Origin of the sequence: Conexibacter woesei Iso977N, from assembly GCF_000424625.1 — a bacterium.
GTDB lineage: Bacteria > Actinomycetota > Thermoleophilia > Solirubrobacterales > Solirubrobacteraceae > Baekduia > Baekduia woesei_A.
Genome location: NZ_AUKG01000004.1, coordinates 138,366 through 151,663 on the forward strand (window position 1 = coordinate 138,366; position 13,298 = coordinate 151,663).

The 13,298-nt window shown below is 71.8% G+C and carries 12 protein-coding genes; 4 read left to right on the forward strand and 8 right to left on the reverse strand.

The window, feature by feature from the left end; genetic code table 11:
- Positions 1–2: 2 nt before the first annotated feature.
- On the reverse strand, positions 3–863 hold the full coding sequence (locus tag H030_RS35045) for a M48 family metalloprotease (RefSeq protein WP_051223703.1): 861 nt from the start codon (positions 861–863) through the stop codon (positions 3–5).
- 123 nt (positions 864–986) lie between these two features.
- On the opposite strand from H030_RS35045, the gene H030_RS37875 reads away from it, so the two are divergent.
- A complete protein-coding gene (locus H030_RS37875; protein ID WP_051223705.1) occupies positions 987–1,481 on the forward strand; it encodes a MarR family winged helix-turn-helix transcriptional regulator in 495 nt (164 codons plus the stop codon).
- On the forward strand, positions 1,478–3,025 hold the full coding sequence (locus tag H030_RS0125130; protein WP_027008169.1) for a DHA2 family efflux MFS transporter permease subunit: 1,548 nt from the start codon (positions 1,478–1,480) through the stop codon (positions 3,023–3,025). Before H030_RS37875 ends, H030_RS0125130 begins: the two co-directional genes overlap by 4 nt.
- Here the strand turns inward: H030_RS0125130 and H030_RS0125135 are convergent.
- From H030_RS0125135 to H030_RS35060, 3 genes are all read right to left on the reverse strand, one after another.
- A complete protein-coding gene (locus tag H030_RS0125135) occupies positions 3,022–4,008 on the reverse strand; it encodes an NADPH:quinone oxidoreductase family protein (protein WP_027008170.1) in 987 nt (328 codons plus the stop codon). The genes H030_RS0125130 and H030_RS0125135 overlap by 4 nt on opposite strands.
- A gap of 349 nt (positions 4,009–4,357) precedes the next feature.
- Entirely contained in the window at positions 4,358–6,046 is a 1,689-nt protein-coding gene (locus H030_RS35055) for an ABC transporter ATP-binding protein (protein WP_051223707.1), read from the reverse strand.
- Positions 6,036–7,799: an ABC transporter ATP-binding protein gene (locus H030_RS35060; RefSeq protein WP_051223709.1), complete on the reverse strand. Its 1,764-nt coding sequence runs from the start codon at positions 7,797–7,799 to the stop codon at positions 6,036–6,038. Before H030_RS35060 ends, H030_RS35055 begins: the two co-directional genes overlap by 11 nt.
- 61 nt (positions 7,800–7,860) lie before the next feature.
- On the opposite strand from H030_RS35060, the gene H030_RS0125150 reads away from it, so the two are divergent.
- Positions 7,861–8,259 (forward strand): RidA family protein, encoded by a 399-nt coding sequence (locus H030_RS0125150; RefSeq protein WP_027008171.1) that lies wholly within the window; start codon positions 7,861–7,863, stop codon positions 8,257–8,259.
- A gap of 3 nt (positions 8,260–8,262) precedes the next feature.
- On the opposite strand, the gene H030_RS35065 is transcribed toward H030_RS0125150, so the two are convergent.
- The 3 genes from H030_RS35065 to H030_RS35070 form a co-directional block, all read right to left on the reverse strand.
- Positions 8,263–9,267: an asparaginase gene (locus H030_RS35065; RefSeq protein WP_051223712.1), complete on the reverse strand. Its 1,005-nt coding sequence runs from the start codon at positions 9,265–9,267 to the stop codon at positions 8,263–8,265.
- A 77-nt stretch (positions 9,268–9,344) separates the two neighbouring features.
- Positions 9,345–9,929, reverse strand: a complete 585-nt coding sequence (locus H030_RS0125160; protein ID WP_027008172.1) for a hypothetical protein — start codon at positions 9,927–9,929, stop codon at positions 9,345–9,347.
- Positions 9,930–10,032: 103 nt separating this feature from the next.
- Positions 10,033–10,563 (reverse strand): uridine kinase family protein, encoded by a 531-nt coding sequence (locus H030_RS35070; RefSeq protein ID WP_051223714.1) that lies wholly within the window; start codon positions 10,561–10,563, stop codon positions 10,033–10,035.
- A gap of 41 nt (positions 10,564–10,604) precedes the next feature.
- On the opposite strand from H030_RS35070, the gene H030_RS0125170 reads away from it, so the two are divergent.
- Complete coding sequence (locus H030_RS0125170) at positions 10,605–12,107, forward strand: CoA-acylating methylmalonate-semialdehyde dehydrogenase (RefSeq protein WP_027008173.1); 1,503 nt, start codon at positions 10,605–10,607, stop codon at positions 12,105–12,107.
- Between the two features lie 3 nt (positions 12,108–12,110).
- Here H030_RS0125170 and H030_RS35075 read toward each other — a convergent pair whose 3' ends face one another.
- Entirely contained in the window at positions 12,111–13,175 is a 1,065-nt protein-coding gene (locus tag H030_RS35075) for a S1C family serine protease (protein WP_051223716.1), read from the reverse strand.
- Positions 13,176–13,298 lie beyond the last annotated feature (123 nt).

Here is a 13,298-nt window from a genome sequence, read left to right on the forward strand (position 1 = left end):
GACTAATCGCCCGGCAGCCCCGGCCGCGCCCCGGCCAGCCGCCGCTCCATGCGCTCCAGCTTGGCGATCCGCTGCTCGACCGTCGGATGCGTGCGCCAGAACCACCACCTGCTGTCTTCGCCGGACGGCAGCAGGTTCAGCGACTGCCAGCCGGTGCGCAGGTCGTCCTTCGGGACCAGGACGCCCGACATCTTCAACAACGCCGACGCCAGCGCGCTCGGCCTGCCGGTCAGCATCGCGGCGCCGCGATCGGCGGTCAGCTCGCGATGGCGAGAGAGCGCGAGGCTGCCGACGTGCGCGACGATCCCGACGGCCCCGCCGGGGTTCCACGAGCCGCCGTTGCCTCCGGCGACCCGGAACAGCGCGTCTCCGGGGAGGCCCGTGACCGTCATCACGACCGCGTCACGATGCGCGAGGTGCGCCAGCTCGTGGGCGATCACCGCCTCCAGCTCGGCGGGTTCCAGCATGTTCAGCAGCTTGCGCGTCACGTGCAGGCGCGGCGTGCGGCGCGGCAGGTCGACGACCCAGCTGTTGGGCTCCGCGCTCTCCTCGAGGACGAGCTCGGGGCGCGGCAGGTCGGCGGTGACGCAGAGCCGGTCGACGATCGCCCACAGCTCGGGCTCCTCGCCGGGCTTCAGCGGCTCGCCCTTCGCCGACCGCACCAGGTCCCTTACGCAGACCGTGAGCCCGAGCAGCGCGAGGCCGACGAACAGCCACCAGTGCCAGCCGTTCAGCGTCAGGAGCAGGAAGATCGTCCCGCCGATCGCGATCGTCGGCGTCACGACGATCGCCATGAGCATCCGGGCCTGGAGCCCGCGATCGGCCGGGAACAGCTCGCGGCGGCGATGGTGCGTCCGTGCCATATCGGTGAGGATACCCGCGCATAACGCGCGGCGCCAGCCCATCGCGACATCCGTCCAGGTGCGAACGTTCGCGCAAAGACCATCGTTGACGCAATCCTTGCGTTCACGTTACTATTTGCGCCGATGCAAACGACAGGCGTCACGGCCGAGCAGCTCGCCGACATGATGGCGGCGTTCATGGCCACGGCCATGAAGGGCTCGCAGACCCAGGTCTTCCACGTGGTGGAGGAGCTGGAGCTGTCGATGACGCAGTTCAAGATCCTGCACATCCTCGACGGCGTCGATCGCGAGCTGACGCCGTCCGAGCTGGCCCAGTTCGTGGGGTTGAGCCCCGCGGCCACCGGGCGGGCGGTCGACGCGCTGGTCCGCGCGGGACTCGTCACGCGCCGCGACGACGACGCCGACCGGCGCGTCAAGCGGCTCACGCTCACCCCGACGGGCACCACCGCCGTCGACCGCATCACCCAGGCGCGCCTCGAAGCGCTCGCCAACACGGTGTCCACCCTGGACGCCGATCAGCGCGACGCGCTCGCCGCCGCTCTGGCCCCTCTCCTCCCCGACTCCCCCGACGGCGTGTGCGGCTCGAAGCCGCGCACGCAGGAGGCACCTCCAGCATGAGCTCTCCCCAGAACGGCGCCGCCGCGGCGCCGGCCAGGGTCTTCGACAAGGCGCTGATCAGCGTCGCGATCGTCGTCGTCCTCGGCACGTTCATGTCGATCCTGGACACCACGATCGTCAACGTCGCGATCAACACGCTGTCCAAGGACTTCAACACCGACCTGGCGACGATCCAGTGGGTCTCGACCGGCTACATGTTGGCCTTGGCCACCGTGATCCCGCTGACCGGCTGGGCCGCGGACCGCTTCGGCACCAAGCGCTTGTACATCATCTCGATCAGCCTGTTCCTGGTCGGCTCGGCGCTGAGCGGCGCCGCGTGGTCGGCCGGCTCGCTGATCGCGTTCCGGATCCTGCAGGGCCTCGGCGGCGGCATGATCATGCCCGCGGGCATGACGATCCTGTCCAAGGCGGCGGGCCCGCAGCGCATGGGCCGCGTCATGGGCATCGTCGGCGTCCCGATGCTGATGGGCCCGATCATCGGCCCGATCCTCGGCGGCTGGCTCGTCGACGACGTGTCGTGGCGCTGGATCTTCTACGTCAACATCCCGGTCGGCGCGGTCGCCCTGACCGCCGCGACCCGGCTGCTGCCGCGCGACAAGCCGAGCGCGATCGAGAAGCTCGACTGGCTCGGCCTGCTGATGCTCTCCCCCGGCCTCGCCGCGTTCGTGTACGGGTTGGCCGAGACGTCGTCGTCCGGCGGCCTCGGCGCGACCAAGGCGTGGCTGCCGATGGTCGTCGGCGCGACCCTGATCGGCACGTTCATCTGGCACGCCGCGCGTGAGCGCCAGCCGCTGATCGACGTCAAGCTGTTCAAGAACCGGACGATGAGCGCCTCGGCCGCGACGACCGGGACGTTCGCGATGGCGATGTTCGGCGCGATGTTCCTGATCCCGCTCTACTACCAGGTGGTGCGCGAGAAGTCGGCGCTGGACGCCGGCCTCCTGCTGGCGCCCCAGGGCGTCGGCGCGGCGATCATGATGCCGATCGCGGGCAAGCTGACCGACGACCTCGGGGCGGGCAAGATCGTCCTCGGCGGCCTCGGCTTCCTGTTCCTCGGGCTGCTGGGCTGGACGCAGGTGACCGACGACACGTCGTTCTTCATCCTCGGCGGCTCCCAGTTCCTGATGGGGCTGGGCATGGGCGCGGCGATGATGCCGGCGATGTCGGCGGCCTACGCGACGCTGCAGCGCCAGCAGATCGCGCGAGCGACCACAGCGCTCAACATCATCCAGCGCGTGGGCGGCTCGATCGGTACGGCGTTCCTGTCGGTCATCCTCACCCACCAGCTGGTCTCGCGCCTACCCGGCGCGGGCAGCGGCGGGCTGGGCGCCGCGCAGAAGCTGACGCCTACCCAACATGATGTGGTCGCTCCGAGGATCGCGGAGGCCTTCGGGAACACGTTCTGGTTCGCCGCGGGCGCGATCCTGCTGGCGCTGATCCCGGCGCTGATGCTCCCGCGCAGGAAGCCGGACCTCAGCGACCCGCAGCAGATCGACGCGCGGACCGAGGCCGAAGAGGCCGAAGCCGTCCTCGTCGAGATCTAGCGGACGTCGAGCACGACCTTCCCCAGCGCGCCGCGGCCGTCGATCGTCTTCAGGGCGTCGGCGGCCGCGTCGAGCGGGAAGCGCTGCCCGACGATCGGGTCGATGTGGCCGCCGGCGATCAGCTCGTCGATGGCCGCGCCGATCTCCAGGTTCACCGGCGGGTTGGACAGCACCCACTCGCCCCAGCCGGCGCCGATGACCTCGGTGTTCCTGAGCAGCAGCCGGTTGACCCTGACCTCGGGGATCGACCCGCCGGTGAAGCCGACGACGACGACGCGGCCCGCGCGGCGCAGGGAGCGCAGCGAGTCGGTGAAGCGATCGCCGCCGACCGGGTCGAGCACGAGGTGCACGCCGCCGCCGGAGAGCTCGACGGCCTCGTCCTTCCAGGCGCCGTCGCTGCGGACCACGTGATCGGCGCCCGCGCGCTTGGCGACCTCGGCCTTCTCGTCGGTCGAGACGACCGCGATCGTCGTCGCGCCCAGACCCTTGGCGACCTGGATCGACGCGGTCCCGACGCCGCCCGCGGCGCCGTGGATCAGGACCGTCTCGCCCTCCGCCAGGCGCCCGCGCAGCTTCAGCGCGAAGTAGGCCGTGTGGTAGTTGAGGATCAACGCCGCGCCCTGGGCGAAGTCCAGCGCGTCCGGGATCTTGAACGTCAGGAACGTCGGCGCGACCGCGACCTCGGCGAACCCGCCGAGCATGCAGAACGCCGCGACGCGGTCGCCCGGCTGCAGCGGCGAGTCACCCCTGACCTCGCGCACCACGCCACCGACCTCGCTGCCCGGGACGAACGGCAGCGGCGGCCTGACCTGGTACTCGCCGCGCGTCTGCAGCACCTCCGGGAACGACACGCCCGCGGCATGGACATCAACAAGGACGCCGGAGCCCGGCGTCATCGGATGCTCGGCCCCGGGCTCCGGGACATCGACGATCTTCAGGGCGGTGTCCGGGCCGGTCAGCTCGGTGATCTGCAGAGCGCGCATGCCCGCACCCTAACTTGAATCACGATTCAAGTGCAGCGGCAGCGGCGGCGCTGCGCTGGGGCGACGCAGGCGATCGCGGTGTGGCTCGTCGCCGCGCCGGGACAGGGAGCGAACGGTGCATTGGGGCTCGCAGAGAGCCCAAATGCACCGTTCACCCGTCAACGGCAGATCGGTGTTCGCGGAGAACACCCAACTGCCGTTGACCCCGCCCCGCCCCGCCCCGCCTGTCCCGGCACGGCGACGAGCCACACCGGGAACGGTGGCGCCTCCGCCAACGCCTTTCCCCATCGATGCCCACCCGCGAACGCCCCGCGCCACCACCCACGCGCCGCACGGAACGCCACCACCGTCACGCCGTGGCGCTCTGAGCCTCGCCCCGCCCGAGGATGCGGCCGTGGCCGATCCGGATGACCTCGTCGGCGCGGGCGACGGTCGAGAGGCGGTGGGCGATGATCAGCGAGGTGCGGCCGTGCAGCAGCTGGTCCAGCGCGCGCTCGATCAGCAGCTCGGTCGGGCGGTCGATGTTGGAGGTCGCCTCGTCGAGGATCAGGATCCGCGGGTCGGCGAGCAGCGCGCGGGCGATCGAGATCAGCTGGCGCTCGCCCGCGCTCAGCCCGCTGCCGCCCTCGCGGACCGGATGGTCCAGGCCTTCCGGGAAGCGGCGCGCGAGCCGGTCGAGGCCGAGCATCGCCGCGGTCTCGCGGACCTGCGTGTCGCTCGCGTCCGGCCGCGCGAAGCGGATGTTGTCCGCGATCGTGCCCGAGAACAGGAACGGGTCCTGGAGCACGACGCCGAGCTGGCGGCGGTAGGCGTGCAGGTCGACCTCGCGCAGGTCGATGCCATCAACCAGCACAGCCCCCTCGCTGGGGTCGTAGAAGCGTGCGACGAGCTTGGCCAGCGTCGACTTCCCGCCGCCGGACTCGCCGACCAGCGCCGTGCAGCCGCCGACGGGGATCGTCAGGTCGATCCCGTGCAGCACCTCGTTGTCGCCGTACTTGAAGCGCACGCCGTCGAGCCGGACCTCGCCGCGCACGCGGCCGAGGTCGCGCGGGCGCTGCGGCGAGCGGACCTCGGGCTCCTCGTCGAGGACCGCGCCGATCTTGACCATCGCCGCGGTCGCCGACTGCACCTGCGCGTAGAGGTCGGAGAGGTCCTGCAGCGGCTGGAAGACCAACCCCAACAGGAAGTACGCCGCGGCGAGCGTCCCGATCTCGCTGTCCTGGAGCACGCCCGCGCCGAGCGCGAGCACCGCGATCGTCGCGACCACGCCGAGGAACTCGATCGACGGGAAGAACAGCGACGAGATCCGCTGCGCCTCGAAGTTGGCCCTGCGGTTGTCGTCGTTGAGCTCGTCGAAGCGCGCGCGGAACGCCCGCTCGCGCCGGAACGACTGCACGACCGCCATCCCCGCGACCGACTCAGCGATCTGCGCGGTGACCGCGCCGATCCGGTTGCGGACGTCGAGCTGGATGACGGCCGAGCGGCGCTGGAACCAGCGCGTGATCAGCAGCGCGGGCGGCAGCACGACCAGCGCGATCAGCGCCAGCCGCCAGTCGTTGATGAACAACGCGGTGATCGCCGCCGGGATCAGCACGCTGCTGGTCACGAGCGTCGGCAGCCCCTGCGACAGGACGTCGGAGATCGCGTCCACGTCGGACGTCAGCCGCGCGATGATCCACCCCGCGCGCTGCTCGGAGAAGTAGCGCAGCGACAGCGCCGTGAGGTGGTCGAAGAGCTCGCGCCGCAGGCCGAGGACGACCGCCTGGCCGAAGCGCGCCATCCCGCGGATCACGATCGAGTACAGGAAGAAGCCGAGCACCGACACCGCGACGTAGGCGCCCGCGATCTGCGCCAGCGCGTGCTCGTCCTTGGGCACGATCCCGGCGTTGATCGCCTGGCGCACGAGCAGCCAGGAGCCGCTGCGCGCCAGCGCCTCGGTGACCGCGCACGCGACCAGCAGCGCGATCCAGCGCCGCCGCTCGTGGACGTGGCGCCCGAGCGTCCGCAGCCCGGAGGGTGCCCTGCGCTCACGCGGCAACGGACGCGTCCTCCCCGAAGAGCTCGGCGAACGTGCCGCCGCGCTCCAGCAGCTGCGCCTGCGTGCCGGACTCGACGACGACGCCGTCGTCCAGGACGACGATGCGGTCGGCGAGCGCGAGCGTCGACAGCCGCTGCGTGGCGAGCAGGACCGCGCGGCCCTCCAGCGCGGAGCGCAGGCGGGTGACGATCCGGTCCTCGGTCGTCGTGTCGACCGCCGACAGCGGGTCGTCGAGGACGAGCACCGGCGCGTCGGTCAGCAGCGCGCGGGCGAGCGCGACGCGCTGGCGCTGGCCGCCGGACAGGTTCACGCCGCGCTCGCCGATCAGCGTCTGCCAGCGGTCCGGGAGGTCGTCGAGGAACGCGGTGACGCCCGCGACGTCGCAGGCCTCGTGCAGCGCCGCGTCGTCGGCGTCCGGGCGGCCGGCGAGCAGGTTGTCGCGCAACGTCTCGGAGAACAGGATCGGCCGCTGGGTCACGACGCCGACCGCGCCGCGGACGTCGTCGAGCGCCAGGTCGCGCAGGTCGTGGCCGCCGAGCAGCACCGCGCCGGCGTCCGGGTCGTAGAAGCGCGGCAACAACCCCAACAACGTCGACTTGCCCGCGCCGGTCGCGCCGCAGACCGCGACGACCTCGCCGGGCGCGACCGTGAGGTCGACCCCGTCGAGCACCGCCTCGGCCGCGCCCGGGTAGGCGAAGCGCACGCCGCGCAGCTCGACACCCGTGTCGCCCTCCGCCATGCGCGCGGGGTCCGGCCGCTCCGGCAGCACCGGGACCTCGTCCAGCCACGCGAACGAACGGCCCGCCGAGGCCAGCGCGCGCTGGCCGAGGTTGATGATCCAGCCGGTCGACTCCAGCGGCCACACGAGCTGCAGCAACAGCTGGATGAACAGCGCGAACTCGCCGTAGGTCAGCGTGCCGTGGATGACCGCGCGCCCGCCGACGAGCAGCACGACGGCGACCGACGCCGACGGCAGGTAGAACAGGCCCGGCAGGTGGTGGGACTCGACGCGCGCCTGGCGCAGCACCTCGGTCCGGACGGCGTCGGCGCGCTGCGCGAAGCGGTCCTGGACGTCGTCCTCGCGGCCGAAGGCCTGGACCATCTCGATCCCGACGACGGCCTCGTCGGCCGACTCGGTCACGTCGCCCTTGCGCGCCTGGACGTCGCGGGAGATCGGCGTGACGAGGTGCGCGAAGCGCCACGCGACCAGCCCGATCAGCGGCAGCGGGATCGCGCTCAACGCCGCGAGCTTGAGGTTCGTCACGCCGAGCACGACGGCCGTGCCCAAGATCATCATGATGCTCTGCGCGCCCTGGACCATCCCCCACCCGATGAAGTACCGGACCGGGTAGAGGTCGTTGGTCGCGCGCGAGACGACCTGGCCGGTCGGGTGCAGGTCGTAGAACGCGCGCGGGAAGCGCAGGTAGGCGCCGTAGAGCAGCTCGCGCATCGACGCCTCGACGCCCACGCCGACGCGTGCCGTCGCGTAGCGGCGCAGGAAGTTGACCGTCGACCGCACCGCCGCCAGCACCGCGACGATCGCCAGCTGCGGCGCGAGCGGCCGCTCGTCGTGCAGGATCGAGTCGTCGATCGTCCGCGCGATCAGCAGCGGGATCGCCAGCGACAGCGCCGAGTACATCAACGCGTACAACAACGCGAGCGCCGTGAGACGGCGCTGCAGGCGCCAGACGTCGAGCAGCCGGGACGTCGTGAGGCGCAGCCCGTGGTCGGGCGGATCGAGGTTCGGGGACACGGCTATGGGACAGTTGGGGAGAGGCGGGGACCACCCCTGACCCTACGACAGGACCAACCCAATGCACTTGATCAGCCCTCCTGACTCCCCACCCACCGCGGGCTACAGCCACGTCGCGACGATCCCCGCGGGTTCGACTCTCGTCCACACCTCCGGCCAGGTCCCGGTGGCGCCCGACGGCACGATCGCGCCGGCCGGCGACTGGGAGGCGCAGGCGCGCCAGGTCTTCGAGAACCTCACGACCGCGCTGGCCGGCGGCGGCGCGGCGTGGCGCGACGTCTTCAAGCTGACCGTGTACGTCACCGACCTCGCCGGCCTGGCGGAGTTCCGGGCGGTGCGCGACGAGTTCGTCGACACGACGCGGCCGCCGACGAGCTCGCTCGTCCAGGTCGCGGGGCTCGTGCGGCCGGAGTTCCTGATCGAGGTCGAGGCGGTCGCCGCGATCAGCGGCGGCGGCTAGCGGCTAGCCGTCGTCCTGCGAGAAGGCCCAGCGCGTCTCGTCGACGTCGAGGCCCGCGGAGAGGCAGGCGAGCAGCTTCATGCGGATCGCCTGGGGTGAGAGGAAGCCGGCCGGGATGATCTTCGTGCCGCGCAGGTCGCGCTCGGAGCCCGCGTAGCCGTAGGTCGCGTTCAGGACGACGCCGCGCTCGGGGCGGCAGTAGGCGACGATCGGGATGTCGCCCGCGACCTGGGCCCAGATCTCCAGCACCTCGGGCGCCAGGTGGCCGGCGCCGAGCGTCCCGAGGACGATGCCGTCGGGGCTGGTCGACAGCGCGGCGCGCGCGAGCGTCCCGTCGTCGCCGGCGGTCGACGGGATGATGTGGACCCTCTTGGCGAGCTCCGGCGGGTCCAGCGGCGGGTTGCGCGGGATCCGCGACCAGATCGTCGGGTGGCCCTCGGTGACGCGGCCGAGCGGGCCGGTCTGGGGCGAGGAGAACGCGACCAGCGACGTCGTGTCGGTCTTGCGCGCGCAGCGCGCGTGGTGGATCTCGCCGCCGAAGACGACCAGGACGCCCATCCCGGCGGCCGGGGCGGACGCCGCCACGCTGACCGCGTCGACGAGGTTGGCGGGACCGTCGGCGCCGGCGGCCGAAGCGGGCCGGATCGCGCCGGTGAAGACGATCGGCGCGTCAGCGTCGTGCAGGACGTCGCAGAGCATCGCGGTCTCCTCCAGCACGTCCGTGCCGTGCGTGACGACGACGCCGATCCCGCGCCGCGACGCGTCGCGCGCCGCGCGGCAGATCTGCAGCTGGTCGTCGAGCGTCATGTGCGCCGACGGCTTGTTGAGGACCGTGATCGCCTCGAGGTCCGGGAACGCCTGCAGGCCCGGGACGCTCGCGACGAGCGCCTCCGCGTCCAGCTCCGGCCTCGCGCCCTCACCCTCTCCGGTCATGGCGATCGTGCCGCCGGCGGTCAGGATCCGGACCCGGCGAACCGGGGCGGTGGAACGGTCGGTCGCGTTCAACATCTGTGAACGAGGGTACCGGCGACGCGCCGAGCGCGGGCACCGCGCCGGGACGAGCGCGGTGCCGTGCGGTCGAGGAGCTAGGCGTACAGGTCGACGGCGAGGCCGCTCGTCGAGGCGCCCGAGGAGCTCCAGGTCGCCGAGCCGGACTGGCCGAACAGCGAGGACAGGTCGGCGCCGGACGAGAGCTGCGACATCAGGTCGTCGCTCGAGGTGCCGAGCGCGTCGGCCAAGGACGACAGGTTGGACGTCGTGTCCGACGCCTGCGTGCCGAGGATCGCGGCGTCCGCCTGGCCCTGGCCGCCGCCGCCGCCGTGGTGGTGGCCGTGCGGCCCGCCGGGACCGCCCGGGCCCTTGCCCGCGGCGATGCCCTGCGCCATCTGCGTCAGCTGGTCGTCGGACAGCGCCGGCGCGTCCGCCGGCTTGTTGGCCTGCAGGTCGGTCTTGACCGCGCTGAGCAGGTCGTCGCTGCTGACGCCCTTGTCCTGGGCGATCGAGTCGAGCGTCTTGCCCGACTTCAGCTCGCTCTGGAGGTCGTCGGCCGAGAGCCCGAGGGCCTTGGCCGTGTTCGTCATGTCGGGCGGCTTGGGCCGCTGGCGCTGCGTGGCAGTCGCCTGAGTCAGCGCGGTGACGTCCGCGCTGCTCGAGAGGGATGAGATCGTCATGGCCCCGGGATCGGCGGGCCCTCACGCGCCTGAACACCGTCTCACCGCGTTCTTCCGAAGGACTTCGCGGTCTCTTCGGTGGCGCCAACGAAGCGCCAACAAATCACGCCGTCCCGTCCACCACGACGTCGGCGACGGCGACCGGATCCTGAGCCGCGACGTACGCGTCCTCGGCCGGCATCCACTCGCCGGTCCACCGCTCCCGCGCGCCCTCGCCGTCGCGTTCCAGGCCGCGCGCGAGCCGCAGGTCGTAGGGCGCCTCGACCCAGATCCGCCAGTCATAGGCATCGCGCAACCCATAGGACAACGCGTAGGTGCCCTCGACGATGACCAGGCCGCCTGCGGAGATCGCGTGCCACTCCGCGAGCGCGTCCTCGTCCCAGTCGTAGCGCTGGTAGCGCGCGGCCGCGCCGCCCAGCAGCGGGTCCAGCACCTGCGCCCGGACCCGCGGCAGGTCGTAGTTGCCGCCGTGCTGCAGCGGCGGGACGTGGCGCTCCCACGACGGCCGGTAGAAGTCGTCGAGCTCGACGACCACGCCGCCCCGCTCCGCCGCCAGCGCGCGGCCGAGCGTCGACTTGCCGGAGCCGCCGCGGCCGTCGATCCCGACGATCCGCGCATCTGCGGGCAACACCATGGCCGCGGAGGCTAACCGGCGCGGTGGTACTACTAGCTGCCATGTCCGCCACCGCCACGCGCCTGCTCGACAACTACGTCGCCGGGGCCTGGACGCCCGCCACCGCCGCGTCCGTGGACCCGCTCGACGTCATCAACCCCGCGACCGGCGAGGTGCTCGCCCGCGTCCCGCTGTCGGGCGCCGCCGACCTCGACGCCGCGGTCGCTGCCGCCCGCGCGGCGCTGCCCGAGTGGCGCGCGGTCTCGACGATCGAGCGCGCGCGGCGGCTGTTCACGCTGCGCGAGCGGCTCGTCGAGCGCTCCGACGACATGGCGCGCAGCGTCACGGCCGAGATGGGCAAGACGATCGCCGACGCCCGCGCCGAGGTCGCCCGCGCGATCGAGATGGTCGAGGCCGCGACCGCGATCCCGACGACGATGCAGGGCCGGATCCTCGAGGACGTCTCGCGCGGCATCGACGCCGAGACGATCCGCCAGCCGGTCGGTGTCTGCGCCGCGATCGTCCCCTTCAACTTCCCGGCGATGGTCCCGTTCTGGTTCCTGCCGTTCGCGATCGCCTGCGGCAACACCTTCATCTTGAAGCCGTCCGAGCAGGTCCCGCTGACCCAGCAGATCGTCTTCGAGGTGCTCGACGGCATGGACCTCCCGAAGGGCGTCGTCAACCTCGTCAACGGCGGCCGCGAGATCGTCGAGGGCATCTGCGACCACCCGGGCATCGACGCCGTGTCGTTCGTCGGCAGCGCGCCCGTCGCCAAGCTCGTCTACGAGCGCAGCGCCAGGGCCGGCAAGCGCGTCCAGGCGCTCGGCGGGGCCAAGAACCACATGGTGGTCATGCCCGACGCCGTGATCGGCAAGACCGTCGACGGCCTGATCGGCTCCGCGTTCGGCGCGGCCGGCCAGCGCTGCATGGCGGGCTCGGTCGTCGTCGCCGTCGGCGAGGCCCACGACCGCCTGCTGCCCGAGCTGGTCGAGGCCACCAAGAAGCTCAGCGTCGGCGACGGCATGGACGAGGGCACGCAGGTCGGCCCGGTCGTCTCGTGCGCGGCGCGCGACCGGATCGAGGAGTGGATCGACCGCGGCGTCTCGGACGGCGCGCAGATCGTGGTCGACGGCCGCAACGCGGGCGGCCCGGACGGCTCGTCGTTCGTCGGCCCGACGATCCTCGACGGCGTCACGCCCGACATGGCGATCGCCCAGGAGGAGGTCTTCGGCCCGGTCCTGGTCGTCGTCAAGGCCGAGACGCTGGACGAGGCGACCGCCATCGTCAACAGGTCGCGCTTCGGGAACGGCACGTCGATCTTCACCGAGTCCGGGGCGGCGGTGCGCCGCTACCGCCATGACGTCGAAGCCGGGATGGTCGGCGTCAACATCGGCGTCGCGGCGCCCGTCGCCTTCTTCCCCTTCTCGGGGTGGAAGGACTCGTTCCTCGGCGACCTCCACGCGCACGGCACCGACGGCGTGGACTTCTTCACCAAGAAGAAGACCGTGACCAGCCGCTGGTTCTCCGACGGCCAGGGTCACGGCTCCTACTTCGTCGAGGACTAGCGCCTAGCCCATCGGGATGGCCAGCTGCGGCAGCTCCTGCTGCTGCGACTGGTCGTCCTGGCTCTGGCCCTGGCTGTCGTCGCCGTAGCCGTACGGGTCGGACTGCTGGTCCTGGCTGTCGCCGTACGGGTCGCTCTGCTGGTCCTGGCCCTGGTCCTGCTGGCCGTAGGGATCGACCTGCTGGCCCGACCCATAGGGGTCGCTCTGCTGGTCCTGGCCCTGCTGCGGAAGCTGCTGCTGCGACTGGCCCTGCTGCTGGGACTGCTGCGACTGCTGGCCGGTCTCGCTGGACGACGTCGGGTTCTCGACGAACGCCTTGACCGTGTTCGACGGGATCGCGAAGCCGATGCCGACGTTGCCGGCCTCCGACCCGCTCGACGACGCCGAGGCGATCTGCGAGTTGACGCCGATGACCTGGCCGGAGCTGTCGATCAGCGCGCCGCCGGAGTTGCCCGGGTTGAGCGCGGCGTCGGTCTGGACGACGTTCTTGATCGGCGTGCCGTCGGGCGCGTCGATGTCGCGGTCCAGCGCCGAGACGATGCCCGACGTCAGCGTGTGGTCCAACCCATAGGGGTTGCCGATGGCGAAGACCGCGTCGCCGACCTCGACCTTGGAGGAGTCGGCGAAGCTCAAGGGCTTCAGGTTGCTCTGGTTGATCTTCAACAACGCGAGGTCCTTGGAGGCGTCGGCCGCCAGCACCTGCGCGGTCTGGGCCTTGCCGTTGACGCCGAGCTTGACGGTCACGGTCTGGGCGCCGTCGACGACGTGCTCGTTGGTGATGATCTTGCCGTCGGCCGTGACGACGAAGCCCGAGCCGGTCGCGGTCCCCTGGCTGGTCTGGGACTGGATGTAGGCGACCGAGTCCTTGGCCTCGTTGTAGACCTGCTTGGCCGTCATGTTGCCGTTGGAGACGGGGCGCGTGCTCGGGGTGGAGGACGCGGACGCGGCCGAGGCCGTCGAAGAGGAGGAGCCGTGGCCATCGACCGCGACCGCTGCCACGGCGGCGCCACCCGCGCCCGCGATCAGGGCGCAGGCGCCGATGGCGGCGAGCTTCGAAGAGGGAGTCATTGACGTACAGCTTGCGCGCCCGTGCTTGGGCCAACGTCAAGCGTTCCCAAAGAGTTCCTAAGCGTTCACGGTCCCAGGTGGTTCCCAGGGTTCGCACACGGTCGCCGCAGGCGAGGGGCGCAG

Bases quoted from the DNA above. Each gene is read 5' to 3' on its own strand.
- H030_RS0125130 (WP_027008169.1), top strand. From the start codon at position 1,478: ATGAGCTCTCCCCAGAACGGCGCCGCCGCGGCGCCGGCCAGGGTCTTC.
- H030_RS35065 (WP_051223712.1), bottom strand. From the start codon at position 9,267: ATGTTGAACGCGACCGACCGTTCCACCGCCCCGGTTCGCCGGGTCCGG.
- H030_RS35075 (WP_051223716.1), bottom strand. From the start codon at position 13,175: ATGACTCCCTCTTCGAAGCTCGCCGCCATCGGCGCCTGCGCCCTGATC.
- H030_RS35070 (WP_051223714.1), bottom strand. From the start codon at position 10,563: ATGGTGTTGCCCGCAGATGCGCGGATCGTCGGGATCGACGGCCGCGGC.
- H030_RS0125160 (WP_027008172.1), bottom strand. From the start codon at position 9,929: ATGACGATCTCATCCCTCTCGAGCAGCGCGGACGTCACCGCGCTGACT.
- H030_RS0125150 (WP_027008171.1), top strand. From the start codon at position 7,861: ATGCACTTGATCAGCCCTCCTGACTCCCCACCCACCGCGGGCTACAGC.
- H030_RS0125170 (WP_027008173.1), top strand. From the start codon at position 10,605: ATGTCCGCCACCGCCACGCGCCTGCTCGACAACTACGTCGCCGGGGCC.
- H030_RS37875 (WP_051223705.1), top strand. From the start codon at position 987: ATGCAAACGACAGGCGTCACGGCCGAGCAGCTCGCCGACATGATGGCG.
- H030_RS35045 (WP_051223703.1), bottom strand. From the start codon at position 863: ATGGCACGGACGCACCATCGCCGCCGCGAGCTGTTCCCGGCCGATCGC.
- H030_RS0125135 (WP_027008170.1), bottom strand. From the start codon at position 4,008: ATGCGCGCTCTGCAGATCACCGAGCTGACCGGCCCGGACACCGCCCTG.